The organism is Pseudomonas sp. BLCC-B112, assembly GCF_028550695.1.
Lineage (GTDB): Bacteria > Pseudomonadota > Gammaproteobacteria > Pseudomonadales > Pseudomonadaceae > Aquipseudomonas > Aquipseudomonas danubii.
Genome location: NZ_JAQQGK010000009.1, coordinates 221,001 through 243,105, shown reverse-complemented (window position 1 = coordinate 243,105; position 22,105 = coordinate 221,001). Strand labels below are relative to the sequence as shown.

Below are 22,105 nucleotides of genomic sequence, written 5' to 3'. Positions count from 1 at the left end.
CAGACGAAGTGAGCGCGCCTTGCCGTGCGCAGTCGCTTTCACTTCAGCTGAACCGTGGATGGGGAACCATGAACACTTCTATCAGTACCGCCTACAACTACAAGGTGGTCCGCCAATTCGCCATTATGACGGTGGTGTGGGGCATCGTCGGCATGGGGCTCGGGGTTTTTCTCGCTGCCCAGTTGGTCTGGCCTGAACTCAACTTCGACCTACCGTGGACCAGCTTCGGCCGTCTACGTCCGTTGCACACCAACGCGGTGATCTTCGCCTTTGGCGGCTGCGCACTGTTTGCCAGCTCGTTCTACTCGGTGCAACGCACCTGTCAGACTCAGTTGTTCGCGCCGAAAATCGCCGCGTTCTGCTTCTGGGGCTGGCAGCTGGTCATCCTCTTGGCAGCTATCAGCCTGCCACTGGGCTACACCAGCTCCAAGGAATACGCCGAACTGGAATGGCCGATCGATATCCTGATCACCATTGTCTGGGTGGCCTACGCCATTGTGTTCTTCGGCACCGTGATGCAGCGCAAGACCAAACACATCTATGTGGGTAACTGGTTCTTCGGCTCCTTCATCATCACCGTGGCCATCCTGCACATCGTCAACAACCTGGAACTGCCGGTCAGCTTCACCAAGTCCTACTCGGTATATGCCGGTGCGACCGATGCGATGGTGCAGTGGTGGTACGGCCACAACGCTGTGGGCTTCTTCCTGACCGCGGGCTTCCTGGGGATGATGTACTACTTCGTACCCAAGCAGGCCGAGCGTCCGGTGTATTCCTATCGCTTGTCCATCGTGCACTTCTGGGCACTGATCACCCTGTACATCTGGGCCGGTCCGCACCACCTGCACTACACCGCACTGCCGGACTGGGCTCAGTCCCTGGGGATGGTGATGTCCCTGGTACTGCTGGCGCCAAGCTGGGGCGGCATGATCAACGGGATGATGACCCTCTCGGGTGCCTGGCATAAGTTGCGTAGCGACCCGATCCTGCGCTTCTTGGTGGTGTCCCTGGCGTTCTACGGCATGTCGACCTTCGAAGGTCCGATGATGGCGATCAAGACCGTCAACGCCCTGTCCCACTACACCGACTGGACCATCGGCCACGTTCACGCCGGCGCTCTGGGCTGGGTGGCGATGATCTCCATCGGCGCGCTGTACCACCTGATCCCGAAAGTCTTCGGTCGCGAGCAGATGTACAGCGTCGGCCTGATCAACACCCACTTCTGGCTGGCCACCATCGGAACCGTGCTCTACATCGCCTCGATGTGGGTCAACGGTATCGCCCAGGGCCTGATGTGGCGTGCAGTCAACGAAGACGGCACCCTCACCTACTCCTTCGTCGAAACCCTGGTGGCCAGCCACCCAGGCTTCATCGTGCGACTGGTCGGTGGTGCGATCTTCCTCAGCGGCATGTTCCTGATGGCTTACAACACCTGGCGCACCGTGCGTGCCGCCGTGCCAGCCGAAGTCAACGCCGCTGCGCAGATGGCCTGAGGAGTCCGCCATGAAACACGAAACGATTGAAAAAAACGTCGGCCTGCTGATGCTGCTGATGGTCTTCGCGGTGAGCATCGGCGGTCTGACCCAGATCGTCCCGCTGTTCTTCCAGGACGTCACCAACAAGCCGGTGGAAGGCATGAAGCCCTACACCGCCCTGCAACTGGAAGGCCGTGACATCTACATCCGCGAAGGCTGCGTACAGTGCCACTCGCAGATGATCCGTCCGTTCCGCGCTGAAACCGAACGTTACGGTCACTACTCGGTGGCTGGTGAAAGCGTCTGGGACCACCCGTTCCTGTGGGGCTCCAAGCGTACCGGTCCGGACCTGGCCCGTGTCGGCGGCCGCTACTCCGATGACTGGCACCGTGCGCACTTGTACAACCCGCGCAACGTTGTGCCCGAGTCGAAGATGCCGGCCTACCCGTGGCTGGTGACAGCAGCGGTGGACAGCAGCCACACCGAAACCAAGCTCAAGGTCATGCGCACCCTCGGCGTGCCCTACACCGACGACGACATCGCCGGGGCCACCGCCTCGCTCAAGGGCAAGACCGAGATGGACGCCCTGGTGTCCTACCTGCAAGTGCTTGGCACTGCGATCAAGAGCAAGAGGTGAGCCATGGGTTTTGAACTCGATAGCGGCATGATCCGCGGGCTCGGGACCCTGGTGGTGATGATCGCCTTCGTCGGTCTATCGATCTGGGTGTTCAACTCAAAACGCAATCCCGAGTTTGCCCAGGCACGCCTGCTGCCCTTCGCCGACGACCCGATGCCGGGTGCGGCACCGGCCGGTAATACAACTGATGACGCTCAACCTCAAGAGCCTGCAACAAGGAGCATTCGGCCATGACCACCTTCTGGAGTACGTGGATCTGCGTACTGACCATCGGCAGCCTGATCGGCCTGACCTGGCTGCTGGTCGGCACCCGCAAGGGTGAAACCAAGGGCAGCGTGGACCAGACCATGGGCCACGCTTTCGATGGCATCGAGGAGTACGACAACCCCCTGCCGCAATGGTGGTTCCTGCTGTTCGCCGGGACCCTGGTGTTTTCCGTGGGCTACCTGATCCTCTACCCGGGCCTGGGCAACTGGAAAGGCATTCTGCCGGGCTATGAAGACGGCTGGACCCAGACCAAGGAATGGGAAAAGGAAATGGCCAAGGCGGATGTGAAATTTGGGCCGATCTTCGCCAAATTCGCAGCCATGCCCGTGGAAGAAGTGGCCAAGGACCCACAAGCACTGAAGATGGGCGGGCGCCTGTTCGCGTCCAACTGCTCGGTGTGCCACGGCTCTGACGCCAAGGGTGCCTTCGGCTTCCCCAACCTGGCGGACGACAACTGGCGGTGGGGCGGCAGCGCCGACACCATCAAGGCCACCATCATGGGCGGCCGCATGGCGGCCATGCCGGCCTGGGGTGAAGTGCTCAAGGAAGCAGGCGTGAAGAACGTAGCGGCTTATGTCCGTCACGAACTGGCCGGCCTGCCCCTGCCAGCGGACAGCGACGCCGACCTGGTGGCCGGGCAGCAAGCGTTCAGCACCACCTGCGTGGCCTGTCACGGCGCCGACGGCAAGGGCACTCAGATCATGGGCGCGCCCGACCTGACCCAGCCTGCCGGTTTCATCTACGGCACCAGCCTGGCGCAACTGCAGCAGACCATCCGCCACGGTCGCCAGGGCCATATGCCGGCGCAGAGCGAACTGCTCGGCAACGACAAGGTGCAACTGCTGGCCGCCTACGTGTACAGCCTCTCCCACCACAACAGCAACAAGCCACAAGCTGAAAGCGACCAGTAAAAGATCAACGGCAAGCTGCGAGATTTCACTTGCAGCTTGCCGCTTGAAGCTTTCCCTCCTGCCTCTTTGCGACCAAGTGTCGCACCCCTCTCCCCCACCGCCTTTGCACTGATCCGAATCAGGTCTAAGCTTGCCCCGAAGTGGACTGGCAATGACCGGTCACAGGCCATCGGTATCCTTGACGTTCGAAGCTTTCGCTCGATGACAGGCCGCAAAGGCTGGTTTATACCGGCTGTCGACTGGCTTACCACCTGTCAGCTGATCCGCGGACTTCCACACACCCGGTTACAACTGACCTGACACCCCAAGTTTTTTGTCCACTGCGACATTTTGTCCGAGGGCAATTTTTGTCCCTACTCGGCATAGGGAAAGGCCGCAGAATCAGGCATGGAACGCATTGACCCAGGTCATGGCGCGTTGCAATGACCCCCTGCTTTCTCCATACTTGCGGCCGATTTTTATCCCTAATAAAACACCCAAACCGTGGAACCTTAGAATGAGCACAGCAATCAGTCCGACTGCTTATAACTATAAGGTAGTCCGCCAGTTCGCCATCATGACGGTGGTCTGGGGGATCCTTGGCATGGGGCTCGGTGTCTTCATCGCCTCGCAACTGGTCTGGCCGGAGTTGAACTTCGATCTGCCATGGACGACCTTTGGACGCCTGCGCCCGCTGCACACCAACCTGGTGATCTTCGCCTTCGGTGGATGTGCATTGTTTGCCACCTCTTACTATGTCGTGCAGCGAACCTGCCAGACGCGACTGATTTCCGACAGCCTTGCGGCCTTCACCTTCTGGGGTTGGCAAGCGGTGATCGTCGGCGCGATCGTGACCCTGCCACTGGGTTACACCACCACCAAGGAATACGCCGAACTGGAATGGCCCCTGGCTATCCTGCTGGCGATCGTCTGGGTCACCTATGGCCTGGTGTTCTTTGGCACCATCACCAAGCGCAAGACCAAGCACATCTACGTCGGTAACTGGTTCTACGGTGCCTTCATCGTGGTGACCGCGATGCTGCACATCGTCAACCACGCCTCCCTGCCGGTCAGCTTCTTCAAGTCCTATTCGGCCTATGCCGGTGCGACTGACGCCATGATCCAGTGGTGGTACGGCCACAACGCCGTGGGCTTCTTCCTGACCACCGGTTTCCTGGGGATGATGTACTACTTCGTACCCAAGCAGGCCGAGCGTCCGATCTACTCCTATCGCCTGTCCATCGTGCACTTCTGGGCGCTGATCACCCTGTACATCTGGGCCGGTCCGCACCACCTGCACTACACCGCACTGCCGGATTGGGCCCAGTCCCTGGGCATGGCCATGTCGATCATCCTGCTGGCACCCAGCTGGGGCGGCATGATCAACGGCATGATGACCCTGTCGGGTGCCTGGCATAAGCTGCGCACCGACCCGATCCTGCGCTTCTTGGTGGTGTCCCTGGCGTTCTACGGCATGTCGACCTTCGAAGGTCCGATGATGGCGATCAAGACCGTCAACTCGCTCTCGCACTACACCGACTGGACCATCGGCCACGTACACGCCGGCGCTCTGGGCTGGGTAGCAATGATCTCCATCGGCGCCCTGTACCACCTGATCCCGAAAGTCTTCGGTCGTCAGCAGATGCACAGCACCGGCCTGATCAACACCCACTTCTGGCTGGCCACCATCGGTACCGTGCTCTACATCGCCTCGATGTGGGTCAACGGCATTACCCAGGGCCTGATGTGGCGTGCAATCAACGATGACGGCACCCTCACCTACTCCTTCGTCGAAGCGCTGCAAGCCAGTCACCCGGGCTTTATCGTCCGCGCTCTGGGCGGTGCGTTCTTCGCCGCCGGCATGCTGATCATGGCGTACAACGTGTTCCGCACCGTTCGCGCCTCGAACCCGGCTGAAGCTGAAGCCGCCGCTCAGATCGCTGTAGTTGGAGCTCACTGATGAAGCACGAAGTAGTCGAGAAGAACATTGGCCTACTGGCCTTCTTCATGGTCATCGCCGTCAGCATCGGCGGCCTGACCCAGATCGTCCCGCTGTTCTTCCAGGACGTTACCAACAAGCCGGTGGAGGGCATGAAGCCGCGCACAGCGTTGGAACTGGAAGGCCGCGACGTGTACATCGCCAACGGCTGTGTCGGCTGCCACTCGCAGATGATCCGTCCGTTCCGCGCTGAAACCGAACGCTATGGCCACTACTCGGTGGCCGGTGAAAGCGTCTGGGACCACCCGTTCCTGTGGGGTTCCAAGCGTACCGGCCCGGACCTGGCCCGTGTCGGCGGCCGCTACTCCGATGACTGGCAGCGTGCGCACTTGTACAACCCGCGCAACGTGGTCCCCGAGTCGAAGATGCCGGCTTATCCGTTCCTCGTAGAAAACAAGCTCGACGGCAAAGACACCGCGAAGAAAATGGAAGTCTTGCGCACACTCGGCGTCCCTTACACCGACGAAGACATCGCCGGCGCTCAGGATGCTGTGAAGGGCAAAACCGAAATGGACGCGCTGGTGGCCTATCTGCAAGGCCTGGGCACCATCATCAAAAGCAAACGGTGATCTAGATGGATATCGGGATGATTCGTGGCCTGGGCACCCTTGTTGTGATGGTGGCCTTCATCGGCTTGGCGCTCTGGGTGTTCAGCCCCAAGCGCAAGTCCGAGTTTGAAGACGCGACCTTGCTGCCGTTCGCGGATGATCCCGACGCCATCAAGCACGTCGAGCAAGCTTCTAGGAGTAACAAAGAATGACTACGTTCTGGAGTCTGTACGTCACAGTCCTCAGTCTGGGTACCATCTTCGCCCTGACCTGGCTGCTGCTGTCGACCCGCAAGGGCCAGCGCACCGAGCAGACCGACGAGACGGTCGGCCACTCCTTCGACGGGATCGAGGAGTACGACAACCCGCTGCCACAGTGGTGGTTCATGCTGTTTGTCGGCACCATCGTCTTCGCCCTGGGTTACCTGGTGCTGTACCCGGGCCTGGGCAACTGGAAAGGCGTCCTGCCGGGCTACAACTACCTCGATAACGAGAAGCAGACCCCGTTTGCCAACGGCCAGCCGGGCTGGACCGGTGTGCATGAGTGGGAAAAGGAAATGGCCAAGTCGGACGCCAAGTTCGGCCCGATCTTCGCCAAGTACGCCGCCATGCCGATCGAAGAAGTGGCCAAGGACCCGCAAGCCCTGAAAATGGGCGGTCGCCTGTTCGCGTCCAACTGCTCGGTCTGCCACGGTTCCGACGCCAAGGGCGCCTATGGCTTCCCTAACCTGACTGACGCCGACTGGCGTTGGGGCGGCGAGCCGGAAACCATCAAGGCCTCCATCATGGGCGGTCGCCACGCGGTGATGCCAGCCTGGGTGGACGTGATCAAGGAACAGGGCGTCAGTGACGTTGCCGCTTATGTCCTGACCAACCTCGACGGCCGCAAGTTGCCGGAAGGCATCAAGGCCGACCCGGTCAATGGTCAGAAGCTGTTCGCCGCCAACTGCGCGGTCTGCCACGGTCCGGAAGGCAAAGGCACACCAGCCATGGGCGCCCCGAACCTGACTCACCCGGCAGCCTTCATCTACGGCTCGAGCTTCGCCCAACTGCAGCAGACCATTCGTCATGGCCGTCAGGGCGTGATGCCTGCTCAGGAACAACTGCAAGGCAATGACAAGGTTCACCTGTTGGCGGCCTATGTCTACAGCCTGTCCCACGGCAACAAGCAGGCCGACGCCGAGTAAGACCGACGCCTGAAAGCAACACTCAACGGCCCCGCCAATGAAAATTGACGGGGCCGTTTTGTTTGCGCCTTGCATCGGCTGGTGCTCGACGGTGGATCACCCTTCCCGGCAACCCGGTAGCAACATTTCTAGAACAAGGAGGACTTTGAGGCCTGCGGAGTCCGCCTGATCATTCCCTGGAAGAATTGAACGGCGCCGCCTGCAAATAGGTCCATAATTCATAAGTCAATTGATTCAAGTCATTACACCATCAGTTGATTTCCCCCAACGCGACCAAAGGTCGCACCCTTGCGCTAGAGCTACAGGCGTATCATTGCGCCACTGCAACACCCCTTTTGACCCCGGCCGGCATGTACTGGCCGAGGCATTTTTCCACTGCCGTGGGATGCAATGATGAGCAACCAGATTCCCGTACAAGACGTTACCCCGCCTGCCAAAAACGCGACCAACAGCGTCGACCTCTACGCCTCCAGGGAAAAAATCTACACCCGCGCCTTCACTGGCCTGTTCCGCAATCTGCGCATGCTGGGCGGCGCCGGATTATTCCTGCTGTACTTCGGCACCGTGTGGCTCAACTGGGGTGGTCACCAGGCTGTCTGGTGGAACCTGCCGGAACGTAAATTCTTTATCTTTGGCGCCACGTTCTGGCCCCAGGACTTCATCCTGCTCTCGGGCCTGTTGATCATTGCCGCTTTCGGCCTGTTCTTCATCACCGTCTATGCCGGACGCGTCTGGTGCGGCTACACCTGCCCGCAGAGCGTCTGGACCTGGATTTTCATGTGGTGCGAGAAAGTCACCGAAGGCGACCGCAACCAGCGTATCAAGCTGGACAAGGCGCCCATGAGCACCAACAAGTTCCTGCGCAAACTCAGCAAGCACAGCCTCTGGCTGTTGATTGGCTTCGTCACCGGCATGACCTTCGTCGGCTACTTCTCGCCCATCCGCGAACTGGTCATCGAGTTCTTCACGGGCCAGGCCGATGGCTGGTCGTACTTCTGGGTCGGTTTCTTCACCCTGGCCACCTACGGCAACGCTGGTTGGCTGCGCGAGCAAGTGTGCATCTACATGTGCCCCTATGCGCGCTTCCAGAGCGTGATGTTCGACAAGGACACCCTGATCGTGTCCTACGATCCGCGCCGTGGCGAAAGCCGTGGCCCACGCAAGAAAGGCGCCGACTACAAGGCCCAGGGTCTGGGCGACTGCATCGATTGCACCATGTGCGTCCAGGTCTGCCCCACCGGCATCGATATCCGAGATGGCCTGCAGATCGAATGCATCGGCTGCGCCGCCTGTATCGACGCCTGCGACAGCATCATGGACAAAATGGAGTACCCACGCGGACTCATCAGCTACACCACCGAACACAACCTCTCCGGACAGAAAACCCATAAACTGCGTCCGCGCCTGATCGGTTACGCCCTGGTGTTGCTGGCCATGATCAGCCTGCTGGTCACCGCGTTCTTCATGCGCTCGCTGGTGGGCTTCGATGTCAGCAAGGACCGGGTGCTGTACCGCGAAAACTCAGAAGGCCGGATCGAAAACGTCTACAGCCTGAAGATCATGAACAAGGACCAGCGCGACCACACCTACGTGCTCGATGCCGCTGGCCTGCCGGACCTGAAGCTGCAAGGCAAGCGTGAGATCCACGTGGAGGCCGGCGATATCGTCAGCATGCCAGTGGAACTGTCCATCGCTCCAGAGCAACTGCCATCGACCACCAACGAGGTGAAGTTCATCCTCAAGGATGCCGACGATGACAGCGTCCACGTTGAAGCCAAGAGCCGGTTCATCGGCCCACAAATTCGTTAAGAGCCAAGAGAAGTGATCATGCCCGCAGCTACCACCACCAGCCCCTGGTACAAACACCTCTGGCCCTGGATCATCATTGGCATCCTCGCCTGCTCGGTGACCCTGACCCTGTCCATGGTGACCATTGCCGTGAACAACCCGGACAACCTGGTCAACGACAACTACTACGAGGCCGGCAAGGGCATCAACCGCTCCCTGGACCGTGAACTGCTGGCCCAGACCCTGAAGATGCGCGCCAACGTGCACCTCGACGAACTGACCGGCGAAGTGGAACTGCGCCTGAGCGGCAACAGCCAGCCCAAGACCCTGGAGCTGAACCTGATCTCGCCGACCCAGCCCGAGAAAGACCGCAAGATCGCCCTCACCCGCAGCGAAACCGAACAAGGTCGCTACATTGGCCAGCTGAGCGATCAGGTCGAAGGCCGGCGCTTCGTCGAGCTGCTGGGAGTCGAAGGCGACAAGACCTGGCGCATGTTCGAAGAGGAACAAGTCAGCCACGACAAGGACCTGCTGCTGGGCGATGAGCCGCTGCAAGGGGCGGAAGACCTGAACTGAACAACACCTGTCGTCCATCGCCGGCCCGCCGCCCTCCCCGTCACCCGGGTTGCAGGCGACTGGCCGGCGATGAGTTTTTTCCCGACCACAAAGACCGCCGATGACCACGCCACTGCCCTGCTACCACTGCGCCCTGCCGGTTCCCACTGGCAGCCGGTTCACCGCCGTCGTGCTCGGCGAGCCTCGGGAGTTCTGCTGCCCGGGCTGCCAGGCGGTGGCCGAAGCCATTGTTGCTGGCGGCCTGGAGCATTACTACAGCCACCGCAGTGAAGCCTCGGCCAACCCCGAAGCCTTGCCTGTGCAGTTGCTGGACGAATTGGCACTGTACGACCGCGCCGACGTGCAACAGCCCTTTGTCCGCCACGAAGGCGAGCTGGCGGAAACCACTCTGCTCATGGAAGGCATCAGTTGCGCCGCCTGTGGCTGGCTGATCGAAAAACACCTGCGCAGCCTGCCAGCAGTGGTCGAGGCCCGCCTCAACCTTTCCAACCACCGCCTGCATGTGCGCTGGGCCGATAGCCAACTGCCCCTGAGCCAGGTTCTCAGCGAACTGCGGCACATCGGCTACGCCGCCCACCCCTACCAGCCGGACCGCGCCTCCGAGCAACTGGCCAGCGAAAACCGCCTGGCCCTGCGCCAACTGGGGGTCGCCGGACTGCTGTGGTTCCAGGCCATGATGGCGACCATGGCCACCTGGCCGGAATTCAATATCGACCTGAGCCCGGAGTTGCACACCATCCTGCGCTGGGTCGCACTGTTCCTCACCACTCCCATCGTGTTCTACAGCTGCGCACCTTTCTTCAAGGGCGCCATGCGCGACTTGCGCACCCGTCACCTGACCATGGATGTCTCGGTGTCCCTGGCCATTGGCGGGGCCTACCTGGCGGGAATCTGGACCGCCATCAGCGGTGTCGGCGAACTGTACTTCGACGCTGTGGGCATGTTCGCGCTGTTCCTTCTCGCCGGCCGCTACCTGGAACGTCGGGCCCGGGAACGCACCGCGGCGGCCACAGCGCAGTTGGTCAACCTGTTGCCTGCCTCCTGCCTGCGCCTGGGCCAGGACGGCCAGAGTGAACGCATCCTGCTCACCGAACTGCGCCTGGGCGACCGGGTACTGGTGCATCCCGGCGCGGTGCTGCCGGCCGATGGCAAGATCCTCGACGGCCAGTCGAGCATCGACGAATCCCTGCTCACCGGCGAGTACCTGCCGCAACCACGCAGCCTGGGAGATAGCGTCACTGCCGGCACCCTGAACGTCGAAGGCGCGCTGACGGTGGAGGTTCAGGCCCTGGGCCAGGACACCCGGCTGTCCGCCATCGTCCGCCTGCTGGATCGGGCTCAGGCAGAGAAACCGCGGCTCGCGGAGGTCGCCGACCGCGCGGCCCAGTGGTTCCTGCTGTTTTCATTGATCGCTGCAGCGGCCATCGGCCTGCTGTGGTGGCAACTGGATGCCTCGCGCGCCTTCTGGATCGTCCTGGCCATGCTGGTTGCCACCTGCCCTTGCGCGCTGTCCCTGGCCACCCCAACGGCCCTGACCGCCGCCACCGGCACTCTGCACAAGCTCGGTCTGCTGTTGACCCGCGGCCATGTGCTCGAAGGCCTGAACCAGATCGACACGGTGATTTTCGACAAGACCGGCACCCTCACCGAAGGACGCCTGGCACTGCGCGCCATTCGCCCCTTGGGGCCGCTGTCCAGCGATGACTGCCTGAGCCTCGCGGCCGCCCTGGAGAACCGCTCCGAGCACCCTATTGCCCGGGCTTTTGGCCGTGCTCCAGTGGCGGCCGAAGAGGTCACCAGCAGCCCGGGGCTGGGCCTGGAAGGCCTGGTGGGCACACAGCGCTTGCGCATCGGCCAGCCGGCATTCGTCTGCGAACTCAGCGGTTGCCCGGTGCCCGCGATGCCCGATGAAGCCGGCCAGTGGCTGTTGTTGGGTGACAGCCAGGGCGCCCTCGCCTGGCTGGTGCTCGATGACCGGCTGCGCAGCGACGCCCCAGCCCTCCTGGCCGCTTGCAAGGCTCGCGGCTGGCATACCCTGCTACTGTCCGGGGACAGCTCACCGATGGTGGCCAGCGTCGCAGCCGAACTGCAGATCGACGAGGCCCGTGGTGGCCTGCGCCCGGATGACAAGCTGCAGGTACTGCAACAGCTGCATCAACAGGGCCGCAAAGTGCTGATGCTCGGCGACGGGGTCAACGATGTGCCGGTGCTGGCCGCCGCCGACATCAGCGTGGCCATGGGTTCGGCCACCGACCTGGCCAAGACCAGCGCCGATGCAGTGCTCCTGTCCAACCGCCTGGACGCACTGGTGCAGGCCTTCAGCCTGGCCCGCCGGACCCGCCGGGTAATCATCGAGAACCTGCTTTGGGCCGGGCTGTACAATGGCCTGATGCTGCCGTTCGCTGCCCTGGGCTGGATCACTCCGGTCTGGGCTGCAATCGGCATGTCCATCAGTTCCCTGACCGTGGTGCTCAATGCCCTGCGCCTGACCCGCATGCCGCGGTCAGCCGACAGCGCCGGCGCCCCCGAAACCCGCCTGTTGCCGGCCTGAGCCGCCGGGCCTGGAGTCCAGATGCCAGCTCTATATGTGATGATTCCGGCCGCCCTGCTGATCGTGGCCATCGCCATCTATATCTTCTTCTGGGCCGTCGACAGCGGTCAGTACGACGACCTCGACGGCCCGGCCCACAGCATCCTGTTCGACGATCAAGACCCTAGCCACACCGCAGCGGTGGACGAAGCCAAGGGCCAGCCAGGCAACGACGCCGAGCCGGTCAAGAAAGCGGAACCACCTCATGCTTGAGCTGGCTCCCCTATTGGTTTCGGCGGTGATCCTTGGCTTGCTGGGTGGAGGGCATTGCCTGGGCATGTGTGGCGGCCTGATGGGCGCTCTGACCCTGGCCATTCCCCAGGAGCAACGCAGCCGGCGTTTCCGCCTGCTACTGGCCTACAACCTGGGGCGCATCCTCAGTTATGCCCTGGCCGGCCTACTGCTGGGCCTGGCTGGCTGGGCCGTGGCCAGCAGCCCAGTGGCGCTGTTCATGCGGGTACTGGCTGGCTTGCTGTTGATCGCCATGGGTCTGTACCTGGCCGGCTGGTGGAGCGGCCTGACCCGCATCGAAGGCCTTGGACGGGGCCTGTGGCGGCATATCCAGCCTGTCGCCAACCGCCTGCTGCCAGTTTCCAGCCTGCCTCGTGCACTGCTCCTGGGTGCGCTCTGGGGCTGGCTGCCTTGCGGCTTGGTGTACAGCACCCTGCTGTGGTCGGCGAGCCAGGGCAACGCTCTGGACAGCGCTCTGCTGATGCTGGCATTCGGCCTCGGCACCTGGCCTGTGCTATTGGCCACGGGCCTCGCGGCAGAACGGGTCACCGCCCTGCTGCGCCGTCGCAGCGTGCGCATGGCCGGAGGGCTGCTGGTCATGCTGTTCGGCATCTGGACCCTGCCCGGTCCTCACCAGCACTGGCTGATGGGCCACTGATCCCAGGAAAGTGCCCGGCTACAGGGCTTGCACGCCCCGTCGGCGCTACCTCAGCGGCTCCCGAACACCCTTGATACAAATCAAGATGGCCGTAGCCCTAACCCCCTAGACTCGCGAACACTGCCAGCCTATCCGGGGGAATTCCCGCATGCTCGACGCCATTCGTTGGGACACAGATCTGATCCGCCGCTATGACCTGGCGGGACCACGCTACACCTCATACCCGACCGCGGTGCAATTCAACAGCCAGGTCGGCGCCTTCGATCTGCTGCACGCCCTGCGCGACAGCCGCAAGGCCCAGCGTCCGTTGTCGCTGTACGTGCACATCCCGTTCTGCGCCAACATCTGCTACTACTGCGCCTGCAACAAGGTCATCACCAAGGATCGCAGCCGCGCCCTGCCCTACCTGCAACGCCTGGAACAGGAGATGCAACTGATCGCCTGCCACCTGGCGCCCAACCAGCGGGTCGAGCAGTTGCACTTCGGCGGCGGCACCCCGACCTTTCTCAATCACGATGAGCTGCGCCAACTGATGGCGCTGCTGCGCAAGCACTTCAACCTGCTGGACGATGACTCCGGGGACTACGGTATCGAGATCGACCCCCGGGAAGCCGACTGGTCCACCATGGGCCTGCTGCGGGAGCTGGGCTTCAATCGGGTCAGCATTGGCCTGCAGGATCTGGACCCGGCGGTACAACGGGCGGTCAATCGCCTGCAGAGCCTGGAGGAAACACGGGCCGTGATCGAAGCGGCCCGCACCCTGCAATTTCGCTCCATCAACATCGACCTGATCTACGGCCTGCCCAAGCAGACACCAGAGCACTTCGCCCGCACCGTGGAAGAAGTGATCAGCCTGCAACCGGATCGCCTCTCAGTCTTCAACTATGCCCATCTGCCCGAGCGCTTCATGCCGCAACGGCGGATCAATGGCAATGAGCTGCCGGCTCCGGCAGAGAAACTGGAAATGCTGCAACGCACCATCGAGCAACTGACCGCAGCTGGTTATCGCTACATCGGCATGGACCATTTCGCCCTGCCCGATGACGAGTTGGCAATCGCCCAGGAGGAGTCGACCCTGCAACGCAACTTCCAGGGTTACACCACACATGGTCATTGCGACTTGATTGGGCTGGGAGTATCGGCCATCAGTCAGATCGGGGATCTCTACTGCCAGAACAGCAGTGACTTGACCCAGTATCAAAATGCTTTGGCGGGTGCACAACTGGCCACTAGTCGTGGCTTGGTATGCAACACCGACGACCGTCTGCGCCGTGAAGTTATTCAACAACTGATCTGCAACTTTAGTCTTAAGTTCGAAGATATAGAAAAGGCATTCAATATCGACTTTCGTGGCTACTTCAACGAACTATGGCCGGATCTGCAGGAGATGGCCGACGATGGCCTGATTCAACTCAGCGCCGAGGCGATTACCGTACTTCCAGCAGGACGCCTGTTGGTGCGCTCGGTGTGCATGATCTTCGATGCATACCTGGGCCAACAGAATCGCCAGCGTTTTTCCCGGGTGATCTAGGACTTCATGATCAGGGAAGCGGCCTTCATCACCTGCTCGGGGCTCAGACCTGCCTCTTTCATCGCCTTGGCCAGGGAGGCATTGGCGGTCAGCAAACCGCTGTTCAGGCTCGCCAGGGCAGACTGCAAGCTGCCAACCTTCGCCTTGGCCTCTTCAGGGCTCAGGTGTTTGTCGGCCATGACTGCCTGAAGCCGGGCAAGCTTTTCGGCAATCTGTTGTTGCAATTTTCTGATCATTTTGAGGAGTTGTTGAATATTTTCGGGCAGGCCGCTTTCCTCGATGTCACGGTCATCGCCCGCAGCACTGGAGGATTTCTGCAATCCAACACCCGACAGCGACACTTTGACGCCCTCTCCGATCACCGATTCAGCAACTAAAGGAGAGTTCCTTAGTTCATCGTCATCACTGCCTTTCGAGGTATCGGAAAGTAGCTGCAAGTTGTTGCTGCCATTAGTAATACCGCCAACAGAGGACATAGTTGCAGCTCTCCAAGTTAACTTTGTTAACTGGTTATCGACTCATAAAAGGAATGCTTTACGACTAACAATCAATACGGCACGGACTGGCCGGAACCTCCTCCCGTGAGTTACCCTTACGGCTTATGTGTGTTTTCCCACAAGGATTCTAGAATGTCCGAGCCAGTTAAACTGCGCGCTCATAACCAGGCCCATTGCAAGGATTGCAGCCTGGCCCCTCTGTGCCTGCCACTTTCCTTGAATTTGGAAGACATGGACGCGCTGGACGAAATCGTCAAACGTGGCCGCCCATTGAAAAAAGGCGAATTCCTGTTCCGTCAGGGTGACGGCTTCGACTCGGTGTACGCCGTGCGTTCAGGTGCCCTGAAAACCTTCAGCCTCAGTGACGGTGGCGAAGAACAGATCACCGGCTTCCACCTCCCCAGCGAGCTGGTGGGGCTGTCCGGCATGGATACCGAAAGCCATCCGGTTTCGGCACAAGCCCTGGAAACCACCTCGGTGTGCGAGATTCCCTTCGAACGCCTTGACGAACTGGCTCTGCAACTGCCGCAACTGCGCCGCCAGTTAATGCGGGTCATGAGCCGTGAAATCCGTGACGATCAGCAGATGATGCTGCTGCTGTCGAAAAAGACCGCAGACGAGCGCATCGCTACCTTCCTGGTCAACCTCTCCGCACGTTTCCGCGCACGGGGCTTCTCGGCCAACCAGTTCCGCTTGAGCATGTCGCGCAACGAAATTGGCAACTACCTGGGCCTGGCGGTGGAAACCGTATCCCGGGTGTTCACCCGTTTCCAGCAGAACGAACTGATTGCCGCTGAAGGCAAGGAAGTGCACATCCTCGATCCGATCCAGCTCTGCGCCCTGGCCGGCGGCTCGGTAGACGGCTGAACCACAGCACTTGCGACTGAGCCAAGCCGCTCGGTCGCGGGTATACTGGCGCGGCCTATTTGCCCGCCAGGACACCTGAAGATGGCCTTCGATTCCTTCGACATCAAATCCCTGATCCGCCCTGTCATCGACTTCCCGAAACCGGGCGTGATCTTCCGCGACATTACCCCTCTGTTCCAGTCTCCCAGGGCCTTGCGCCTGGTGGCCGACAGTTTCGCCCAGCGTTATGTCGAAGAAGACTTCAGCCACATCGGTGCCATGGATGCCCGGGGCTTCCTGATCGGCTCGATCATCGCCTACCAACTGAATAAGCCGCTGATCCTGTTTCGCAAACAGGGCAAGCTGCCTGCGGACGTGCTCGCCGAGGGCTATCAGACCGAATACGGCGAAGCCTTTCTCGAAGTCCACGCCGACAGTCTGTGCGAAGGCGATTCAGTACTGATGTTCGATGACCTGATCGCCACCGGCGGTACCCTGATCGCCGCGGCCAATCTGGTACGGCGCATGGGGGCGAAGATCTACGAGGCCGCCGCCATCATCGACCTGCCGGAGCTGGGCGGCTCGCAGAAACTGGAAGACATGGGCATCCCAACCTTCTGCCTGACGCAGTTCTCGCTGACTGAGCGCTAGGATCCACCCGCGTATTCACCAGCAAGCAGGTTTCTACAGGCCCATCTGCTTGCTGATGATTTCGTTCATCACCTCGCGAGTGCCGCCGCCGATCGAGAGAATACGGTTGTCGCGATACAGGCGCTCCACCAGGCTCTCGCGCATGTAGCCCATGCCACCGAGTATCTGCACCGCATCATGGGTAATACGGTCGGCGGTATCGGTGGCAACGTTCTTGGCCATGGAAATCTCCTTGATCACACTCTTGCCGGCGGCCATCTTCGCCGCCTGGCGATAGGTGAACTCCCGCGAGACTTCCAGAGCCGTAGCCATCTCCGCCAGACGATGCTTGAGCACCTGGAACTTGCCGATGGGCTTGCCGAACGCCTCGCGCTCGCGGGCCCACTTCAGGCTTTCCTCCAGGGCCATCTGCGCCGTCATGTTGGCCATCAGCGCCAGGGCCAGGCGTTCGCTCTGGAAATTGCCCATGATGCAGGCAAAGCCCATGTTCTCGGCACCGATCAGGTTGCCCACCGGTATCCGGCAATCGTCAAAGAACAGCTCGGCAGTGTCCGAGGCCCACCAGCCCATCTTTTTCAGCTGTCGCCCCACGGTGAAGCCCGGCGTGCCCTTTTCGATCAGCAGCAAGCTGATGCCGCCGTAACCGGGCTCACCGGTACGCACCGCAACGGTGTAGAAGTCGGCGCGTACGCCGCTGGTGATAAAGGTCTTGCTGCCGCTGACCCGATAATGATCGCCGTCACGCACGGCGCGGGTTTGCAGGTTGGCCACGTCAGAGCCGCCACTGGGCTCCGTCACCGCCAGAGCGCAGATTTTCTCGCCGCACAGCACTTGGGGAGCCACTCGCTCCCGCACTTCGGGTCGAGCCCATTTGACGATGGGCGGCAGGCCGATATCCAGGGAGCCCAGCCCTGCCACCAGGCCGCCGGAACCACTGCGCATCAGCTCTTCACTGGCGGCGATCTTGGCGAACAGGTCACCTTCGTGGCTGCCCCCCAGGGCTTCGGGATAACCGATCCCCAGAATCCCTGCCGCACCGGCCTTGAGATACAGCTCGCGGGGGAAGCTTTCAGCCTCCTCCCACTGATCGATCTCGGGGAGAATTTCCCGTTCGACGAAACGTCGCACGCTGTCACGGACCAACTGGTGGCTGAGGTCGAAGTATTCCTGGCAGGCAGACATCGGCAAGCTCCTCTGAAGGGTCGAGGGAACTTACCAAGCGCTTGCTTGGTTTTCAAGAAAATGTGTGGCGGGTCTTTCGCCGGCAAGCCGGCTCCTACCGCGTTAAAGCGCTATGGGTTTGCGACCGGCGAAGGAATGGGCCAGGGTGCCGCCGTCCACCAGCTCCAGCTCGCCACCCAGAGGCACGCCGTGGGCGATACGCGAAGTGATCAGGCCTTTGTTGGTCAGCAGTTGGGCGATGTAGTGCGCAGTAGCCTCGCCTTCCACGGTTGGGTTGGTGGCCAGGATCACTTCGCTGAAGCTGCCTTGCTCCTCGATCCGTGCCAGCAACTGCGGAATACCGATCGCTTCGGGCCCTAGACCGTCCAGCGGTGACAAGTGCCCCTTGAGCACGAAGTATCGACCGCGATAGCCGGTCTGTTCCACCGCGTACACATCCATCGGTCCTTCCACCACGCAGAGCAAGCTGTCGTCGCGACGCGGGTCGGCACACTGCGGGCACAGCTCGTCTTCAGTCAGAGTCCGGCATTGACGGCAATGCCCCACCCCTTCCATGGCCTGGCTCAGGGCCTGGGCTAGGCGCAAACCACCACTGCGATCACGTTCAAGCAGCTGCAAGGCCATGCGCTGGGCGGTTTTCTGACCCACGCCCGGCAAGGTGCGCAGGGCATCGATCAGTTGGCGAATCAGGGGGCTGAAGCTCATGGGCAAAGGTCCGACAAAACGACGAGACGCGGTTTATACCCGCGCCTCAGGGTAGCGTCAAATACTCGCGTGCGCGGCAACCTTGACCACCAGCTTGCCGAAGTTGCGCCCCTCCAGCAGGCCGATGAAGGCTTCAGGCGCCTGCTCCAGGCCTTCGACCACATCTTCCTTGAACTTGACCTTGCCTTCGCGCACCCAGGGCGCCATGGCCTTGATGAATTCTGGATGCCGGTCACCATAGTCGTCGAAGACGATAAAGCCCTGGATCCGCACCCGCTTGGTCAACAAGGCGCGCTGCAACAGCGGCAGACGGTCCGGGCCTGGCGGCAGTTCCTGAGCATTGTACTGAGCGATCAACCCGCACAGGGGAATGCGCGCCTTGGGATTGAGCAAGGGCAGCACGGCATCGAACACCTTGCCACCGACGTTCTCGAAATAGATGTCCACGCCCTTGAAGCAGGCCTGGGCCAGCTCAGCGGCAAAATCGGCGCTCTTGTGATCGATGCAGGCGTCGAAACCCAGTTCCTCGACCACGTAGCGGCACTTGTCCGCGCCACCGGCCACACCCACCACCCGCAGCCCCTTGAGTTTGGCCACCTGCCCTACCACCGAGCCCACAGCGCCGGACGCCGCAGCCACCACCAGGGTTTCCCCGGCCTTGGGCTGACCGATGTCCATCAGCCCCATGTAGGCAGTCATCCCGGGCATGCCCAGCACGCCCAAGGCCATGGAGGGGCTGGGTAGGCCGGAAGGTACCGGAATCAGGTTACGACCATCACTGATGCAGTGGCTCTGCCAGCCAGTGGCCCCCACGACCAGATCGCCTTCCTGGAACTTCGGATTCAGCGAACGCTCGACCCGACTCACCGCGCCACCGGTCATGACTTCATTGATTTCCACCGGTGCGGCGTAGGACGGCGCGTCACTCATGCGGCCGCGCATGTAGGGGTCCAGGGACAGGTAGAGGGTCTGCAGCAGGACTTGGCCGTCCGCCAGCTCCGGCAAGGCGACCCGCTCCAGACGGAAGTTCTCAGGGACCGGTGCACCCTGGGGACGAGAGACCAGCACCACACGCTGGTTGAGGGTCAATGTTTGCGACATCACAGACACTCCTGTATCGAGGGTTGGATAGGACTGTATAGGGTGCAGACCCCGCGAGGGCCGTGGCGTTCGATGTTTCTACAGACGGATCGGCGGCGGCCTTCGCCCGCAATCCAGCTCCCACGAACAGCACAGTGCTTATCGACAGGATAAAAAAAGCCAGGCTCAAGGCCTGGCTTTTTGCGTCCATCCGAAGCGCCTGGGCGACTCAGAACGGCAGTTTCATGCCTGGAGGCAGTTGCATGCCGGCAGTCATGCCGGACATTTTTTCCTGGCTGTTGGACTCGATCTTGCGCACGGCATCATTGACCGCAGCGGCAAACAGGTCTTCCAGCACTTCACGGTCATCTTCGCTGACGCCTTCCAGCAGGCTCGGGTCGATGCTCACACGCTTGATGTCGTGACGACCGGTCATGACCACAGTGACCATGTCGCCGCCAGCCTTGCCGGTGACTTCAGCGTTGGCCAGTTCTTCCTGCATCTTGGCCATTTTTTCTTGCATTTGCTGTGCCTGCTTCATCAGGCCGGCCATGCCACCTTTCATCATGGGAATTACCTCAAAGTACGGGGATTGAAACAGCGCCCGACCCAGGGTCCGGCGCCCTTTAAGTGATCAACCCTGAGCGGCCAGGGCCTCGACAGGTTCAATAGTATCCTGGCGCACCACGGCGCCGAACTCCTGGACCATCTGCTGGATGAACGGATCGCCGTGGATCGAGTCCTCCGCCTCGCGCTGACGGTCGGCCCGACGCCTCGAAGCGGCCTGGGCCGGGGTTTCCTGCTCGGGCTTGATCAGCTCGATGGTCAGGGTCAGGGTACGTCCGTGGTACTGGTTCAGCGCGTCATTGAGCCGGCGCTGCTGAGTGGCGTTGAACAGTGCGCTGTGGGCCGGGTCCAGGTGCAACAGCCAGTTGTCACCCTCTACGGCCATCAGGGTGCAGTTGGCGGCGATGCTGCCGGTCATGCCGGAGATCGGCAGTTTCGGGAACAGTTGCAGCCACTCCAAGGCCAAGCCGGTGGCCGGCTTGGCAGCAGGTTCCGGCTCGGGCTCCGGGGCCGGATCGGCGGCGTGCTCGCTGGCCAGCTCGTCCAGGTAGCTGTAGGCCGAATCCATGTCCGGCTCGATGTAGTCCTCGTCCAGGGGCGGCTCGTCGTCCAGATCAATGCCCGGGGTGGCAGCGTCGACCTCGGCCACGCTCGGCTCGGGCACAGGCGCACTGACCCACTCCGGCGCATCCGGCACCACGCTGTCGGGCGTTGGAGTTGGCATTGGCGTCAGCTCGGGCTGTTCGGCCACCACGTCCAGCACCGGTTCAACAGCTGGTTGCTGCTCGATCTGCGGCGCTACCGGATCGTTCCAAGGCAGGTCGACCACCTCCTCGGCGGCCACCGGCCCAGGCTCGACGTCAACCGCTTCGACGGCAAGCGCTTCGGCAACCGGCGGCGCGACAGGTACAGGCGCGACCGGCGGAGCTGGAATCGGAGCCGGAGCGGCAGCCGGTGCGACCGGCGCGCTAGCAATAGGAGTAATGGGAGCCACAGGCACAGCAGGTGCTGGTACCGCCACGGCTTGGGCGGAATCAACTGTGGCCTGGCTGATCCCCACTGGCTTTAGCGACTGTCTCGGCGCATCCGCGGTGTCCGCCGGGCGGAAGGCCAGCATCCGCAGCAAGACCATTTCGAAACCCCCTCGCGGGTCCGGCGCCAACGGCAGGTCGCGACGGCCGATCAGGCCCATCTGGTAATAAAACTGTACGTCTTCGGCCGGCAGTGCCTGGGCCAGAGCCAGTACCCGGTCACGATCGCCATGACCGTTGTCGACCCCTTCGGGCAACGCCTGGGCAATCGCGACCCGGTGCAGCACGTTGAGAATTTCCGAGAGCACGCCGTTCCAGTCCGGGCCCTGCTCCGCCAGATGGCGCACAGCCTCCAGCAACGCCTTGGCGTCACCATTAATCAGGGCATGGAGAACGTCATAGACCTGGCCGTGATCGAGGGTGCCGAGCATCGCTCGCACGTCGGCGGCCATGACCTTGCCTTCACCGAAGGCGATGGCCTGATCGGTCAGGCTCATGGCGTCACGCATCGAGCCGTCGGCGGCGCGGCCCAGCAGCCACAATGCGTCGTCTTCGAACGGCACGTTCTCTACACCCAGCACATGGCTCAGGTGCTCGACCACCCGTTCGGGGGTCATGTTCTTCAGGGAGAACTGCAGGCAACGGGACAAAATGGTCGCCGGCAGCTTCTGCGGGTCGGTGGTTGCGAGGATGAACTTGACGTAGGGTGGCGGCTCTTCAAGGGTCTTGAGCAAGGCGTTGAACGAGTGACTGGAAAGCATGTGCACTTCGTCGATCAGGTAGACCTTGAAGCGTCCGCGGCTCGGCGCGTATTGCACGTTATCCAGCAGCTCACGAGTGTCCTCGACCTTGGTCCGGCTCGCGGCGTCGATCTCGATCAGGTCGACGAAGCGTCCTTCGTCGATCTCGCAGCACACCGAACAGGTGCCGCACGGCGTGGAAGTGATGCCTGTTTCACAATTCAGACATTTGGCAATGATCCGCGCGATGGTGGTCTTGCCCACCCCGCGGGTGCCGGTAAACAGATAGGCGTGGTGCAGCCGCTGGCTGTCCAAGGCATTGATCAGAGCCTTGAGCACATGGGTCTGGCCGACCATTTCGCGGAACGAGCGCGGACGCCATTTACGTGCAAGAACCTGATAACTCATCGAAAACCGTCGCAACTGGAAA

At 61.6% G+C, this 22,105-nt stretch carries 22 protein-coding genes; 16 read left to right on the top strand and 6 right to left on the bottom strand.

Annotation, left to right across the window (positions count from 1 at the left end):
* The first annotated feature begins 68 nt into the window (after nt 1-68).
* From ccoN (PQT43_RS23675) to hemN, 14 genes are all read left to right on the top strand, one after another.
* Nucleotides 69-1,493 carry a cytochrome-c oxidase, cbb3-type subunit I gene (gene ccoN, locus PQT43_RS23675; protein ID WP_110596940.1) on the top strand — a complete coding sequence of 475 codons (1,425 nt, stop codon included), beginning with the start codon at nt 69-71 and terminating at the stop codon, nt 1,491-1,493.
* A gap of 10 nt (nt 1,494-1,503) precedes the next feature.
* Nucleotides 1,504-2,112 (top strand): cytochrome-c oxidase, cbb3-type subunit II, encoded by a 609-nt coding sequence (gene ccoO, locus PQT43_RS23670; protein ID WP_102863795.1) that lies wholly within the window; start codon nt 1,504-1,506, stop codon nt 2,110-2,112.
* Nucleotides 2,113-2,115: 3 nt separating this feature from the next.
* Complete coding sequence (locus PQT43_RS23665) at nt 2,116-2,346, top strand: cbb3-type cytochrome oxidase subunit 3 (protein ID WP_016967269.1); 231 nt, start codon at nt 2,116-2,118, stop codon at nt 2,344-2,346.
* On the top strand, nt 2,343-3,290 hold the full coding sequence (gene ccoP, locus PQT43_RS23660) for a cytochrome-c oxidase, cbb3-type subunit III (RefSeq protein WP_102863796.1): 948 nt from the start codon (nt 2,343-2,345) through the stop codon (nt 3,288-3,290). Before PQT43_RS23665 ends, ccoP (PQT43_RS23660) begins: the two co-directional genes overlap by 4 nt.
* 496 nt (nt 3,291-3,786) lie before the next feature.
* Nucleotides 3,787-5,229 carry a cytochrome-c oxidase, cbb3-type subunit I gene (ccoN, locus tag PQT43_RS23655; RefSeq protein ID WP_102863797.1) on the top strand — a complete coding sequence of 481 codons (1,443 nt, stop codon included), beginning with the start codon at nt 3,787-3,789 and terminating at the stop codon, nt 5,227-5,229.
* Nucleotides 5,229-5,837 (top strand): cytochrome-c oxidase, cbb3-type subunit II, encoded by a 609-nt coding sequence (gene ccoO, locus PQT43_RS23650; RefSeq protein ID WP_102863798.1) that lies wholly within the window; start codon nt 5,229-5,231, stop codon nt 5,835-5,837. The genes ccoN (PQT43_RS23655) and ccoO (PQT43_RS23650) overlap by 1 nt, the downstream gene beginning before the upstream one ends.
* Before the next feature lie 5 nt (nt 5,838-5,842).
* The gene (locus PQT43_RS23645; RefSeq protein ID WP_011060239.1) at nt 5,843-6,028 is read left to right on the top strand and encodes a CcoQ/FixQ family Cbb3-type cytochrome c oxidase assembly chaperone; all 186 of its coding nucleotides are present in this window, start codon (nt 5,843-5,845) and stop codon (nt 6,026-6,028) included.
* Nucleotides 6,025-7,002, top strand: coding sequence for a cytochrome-c oxidase, cbb3-type subunit III (gene ccoP / locus PQT43_RS23640; protein ID WP_102863799.1), 978 nt, complete (start codon nt 6,025-6,027; stop codon nt 7,000-7,002). Before PQT43_RS23645 ends, ccoP (PQT43_RS23640) begins: the two co-directional genes overlap by 4 nt.
* A gap of 393 nt (nt 7,003-7,395) precedes the next feature.
* Complete coding sequence (gene ccoG / locus PQT43_RS23635) at nt 7,396-8,811, top strand: cytochrome c oxidase accessory protein CcoG (RefSeq protein WP_267269677.1); 1,416 nt, start codon at nt 7,396-7,398, stop codon at nt 8,809-8,811.
* An 18-nt stretch (nt 8,812-8,829) separates the two neighbouring features.
* Nucleotides 8,830-9,366 carry a FixH family protein gene (locus PQT43_RS23630; RefSeq protein WP_102863801.1) on the top strand — a complete coding sequence of 179 codons (537 nt, stop codon included), beginning with the start codon at nt 8,830-8,832 and terminating at the stop codon, nt 9,364-9,366.
* A gap of 100 nt (nt 9,367-9,466) precedes the next feature.
* Complete coding sequence (locus PQT43_RS23625; protein ID WP_102879005.1) at nt 9,467-11,917, top strand: heavy metal translocating P-type ATPase; 2,451 nt, start codon at nt 9,467-9,469, stop codon at nt 11,915-11,917.
* A gap of 21 nt (nt 11,918-11,938) precedes the next feature.
* Nucleotides 11,939-12,169: a cbb3-type cytochrome oxidase assembly protein CcoS gene (ccoS, locus tag PQT43_RS23620; protein WP_102863803.1), complete on the top strand. Its 231-nt coding sequence runs from the start codon at nt 11,939-11,941 to the stop codon at nt 12,167-12,169.
* Nucleotides 12,162-12,845, top strand: a complete 684-nt coding sequence (locus tag PQT43_RS23615; protein WP_102863804.1) for a sulfite exporter TauE/SafE family protein — start codon at nt 12,162-12,164, stop codon at nt 12,843-12,845. Before ccoS ends, PQT43_RS23615 begins: the two co-directional genes overlap by 8 nt.
* 148 nt (nt 12,846-12,993) lie before the next feature.
* Nucleotides 12,994-14,376, top strand: coding sequence for an oxygen-independent coproporphyrinogen III oxidase (gene hemN, locus PQT43_RS23610; protein ID WP_102879004.1), 1,383 nt, complete (start codon nt 12,994-12,996; stop codon nt 14,374-14,376).
* On the opposite strand, the gene PQT43_RS23605 is transcribed toward hemN, so the two are convergent.
* Nucleotides 14,373-14,852 (bottom strand): hypothetical protein, encoded by a 480-nt coding sequence (locus PQT43_RS23605; protein ID WP_272754748.1) that lies wholly within the window; start codon nt 14,850-14,852, stop codon nt 14,373-14,375. The two genes, hemN and PQT43_RS23605, sit on opposite strands and share 4 nt — an antisense overlap.
* A 153-nt stretch (nt 14,853-15,005) precedes the next feature.
* Here PQT43_RS23605 and fnr point away from each other — a divergent pair, with 153 nt between their 5' ends.
* A complete protein-coding gene (gene fnr / locus PQT43_RS23600) occupies nt 15,006-15,740 on the top strand; it encodes a fumarate/nitrate reduction transcriptional regulator Fnr (protein WP_102863807.1) in 735 nt (244 codons plus the stop codon).
* A gap of 81 nt (nt 15,741-15,821) precedes the next feature.
* Nucleotides 15,822-16,370: an adenine phosphoribosyltransferase gene (locus PQT43_RS23595; RefSeq protein WP_102863808.1), complete on the top strand. Its 549-nt coding sequence runs from the start codon at nt 15,822-15,824 to the stop codon at nt 16,368-16,370.
* 33 nt (nt 16,371-16,403) lie between these two features.
* Here PQT43_RS23595 and PQT43_RS23590 read toward each other — a convergent pair whose 3' ends face one another.
* The 5 genes from PQT43_RS23590 to dnaX all read right to left on the bottom strand — a co-directional run bounded on the left by PQT43_RS23590 (nt 16,404) and on the right by dnaX (nt 22,083).
* On the bottom strand, nt 16,404-17,552 hold the full coding sequence (locus PQT43_RS23590; protein WP_272754746.1) for an acyl-CoA dehydrogenase family protein: 1,149 nt from the start codon (nt 17,550-17,552) through the stop codon (nt 16,404-16,406).
* 102 nt (nt 17,553-17,654) lie between these two features.
* On the bottom strand, nt 17,655-18,257 hold the full coding sequence (gene recR / locus PQT43_RS23585; protein WP_102863810.1) for a recombination mediator RecR: 603 nt from the start codon (nt 18,255-18,257) through the stop codon (nt 17,655-17,657).
* 57 nt (nt 18,258-18,314) lie between these two features.
* On the bottom strand, nt 18,315-19,358 hold the full coding sequence (locus tag PQT43_RS23580) for an NADP-dependent oxidoreductase (protein ID WP_102879001.1): 1,044 nt from the start codon (nt 19,356-19,358) through the stop codon (nt 18,315-18,317).
* Nucleotides 19,359-19,566: 208 nt separating this feature from the next.
* The gene (locus PQT43_RS23575) at nt 19,567-19,905 is read right to left on the bottom strand and encodes a YbaB/EbfC family nucleoid-associated protein (protein WP_015634779.1); all 339 of its coding nucleotides are present in this window, start codon (nt 19,903-19,905) and stop codon (nt 19,567-19,569) included.
* Between the two features lie 66 nt (nt 19,906-19,971).
* The gene (gene dnaX, locus PQT43_RS23570; RefSeq protein WP_267269675.1) at nt 19,972-22,083 is read right to left on the bottom strand and encodes a DNA polymerase III subunit gamma/tau; all 2,112 of its coding nucleotides are present in this window, start codon (nt 22,081-22,083) and stop codon (nt 19,972-19,974) included.
* Nucleotides 22,084-22,105: the final 22 nt, after the last annotated feature.

Bases quoted from the DNA above. Each gene is read 5' to 3' on its own strand.
- PQT43_RS23615 (WP_102863804.1), top strand. From the start codon at position 12,162: ATGCTTGAGCTGGCTCCCCTATTGGTTTCGGCGGTGATCCTTGGCTTG.
- fnr (WP_102863807.1), top strand. From the start codon at position 15,006: ATGTCCGAGCCAGTTAAACTGCGCGCTCATAACCAGGCCCATTGCAAG.
- PQT43_RS23590 (WP_272754746.1), bottom strand. From the start codon at position 17,552: ATGTCTGCCTGCCAGGAATACTTCGACCTCAGCCACCAGTTGGTCCGT.
- PQT43_RS23645 (WP_011060239.1), top strand. From the start codon at position 5,843: ATGGATATCGGGATGATTCGTGGCCTGGGCACCCTTGTTGTGATGGTG.
- ccoG (WP_267269677.1), top strand. From the start codon at position 7,396: ATGAGCAACCAGATTCCCGTACAAGACGTTACCCCGCCTGCCAAAAAC.
- dnaX (WP_267269675.1), bottom strand. From the start codon at position 22,083: ATGAGTTATCAGGTTCTTGCACGTAAATGGCGTCCGCGCTCGTTCCGC.
- ccoN (WP_102863797.1), top strand. From the start codon at position 3,787: ATGAGCACAGCAATCAGTCCGACTGCTTATAACTATAAGGTAGTCCGC.
- PQT43_RS23605 (WP_272754748.1), bottom strand. From the start codon at position 14,852: ATGTCCTCTGTTGGCGGTATTACTAATGGCAGCAACAACTTGCAGCTA.
- ccoN (WP_110596940.1), top strand. From the start codon at position 69: ATGAACACTTCTATCAGTACCGCCTACAACTACAAGGTGGTCCGCCAA.
- ccoO (WP_102863795.1), top strand. From the start codon at position 1,504: ATGAAACACGAAACGATTGAAAAAAACGTCGGCCTGCTGATGCTGCTG.
- ccoP (WP_102863799.1), top strand. From the start codon at position 6,025: ATGACTACGTTCTGGAGTCTGTACGTCACAGTCCTCAGTCTGGGTACC.
- ccoS (WP_102863803.1), top strand. From the start codon at position 11,939: ATGCCAGCTCTATATGTGATGATTCCGGCCGCCCTGCTGATCGTGGCC.
- ccoP (WP_102863796.1), top strand. From the start codon at position 2,343: ATGACCACCTTCTGGAGTACGTGGATCTGCGTACTGACCATCGGCAGC.
- PQT43_RS23580 (WP_102879001.1), bottom strand. From the start codon at position 19,358: ATGTCGCAAACATTGACCCTCAACCAGCGTGTGGTGCTGGTCTCTCGT.
- hemN (WP_102879004.1), top strand. From the start codon at position 12,994: ATGCTCGACGCCATTCGTTGGGACACAGATCTGATCCGCCGCTATGAC.
- PQT43_RS23665 (WP_016967269.1), top strand. From the start codon at position 2,116: ATGGGTTTTGAACTCGATAGCGGCATGATCCGCGGGCTCGGGACCCTG.
- ccoO (WP_102863798.1), top strand. From the start codon at position 5,229: ATGAAGCACGAAGTAGTCGAGAAGAACATTGGCCTACTGGCCTTCTTC.
- PQT43_RS23625 (WP_102879005.1), top strand. From the start codon at position 9,467: ATGACCACGCCACTGCCCTGCTACCACTGCGCCCTGCCGGTTCCCACT.
- PQT43_RS23575 (WP_015634779.1), bottom strand. From the start codon at position 19,905: ATGATGAAAGGTGGCATGGCCGGCCTGATGAAGCAGGCACAGCAAATG.
- PQT43_RS23595 (WP_102863808.1), top strand. From the start codon at position 15,822: ATGGCCTTCGATTCCTTCGACATCAAATCCCTGATCCGCCCTGTCATC.
- recR (WP_102863810.1), bottom strand. From the start codon at position 18,257: ATGAGCTTCAGCCCCCTGATTCGCCAACTGATCGATGCCCTGCGCACC.
- PQT43_RS23630 (WP_102863801.1), top strand. From the start codon at position 8,830: ATGCCCGCAGCTACCACCACCAGCCCCTGGTACAAACACCTCTGGCCC.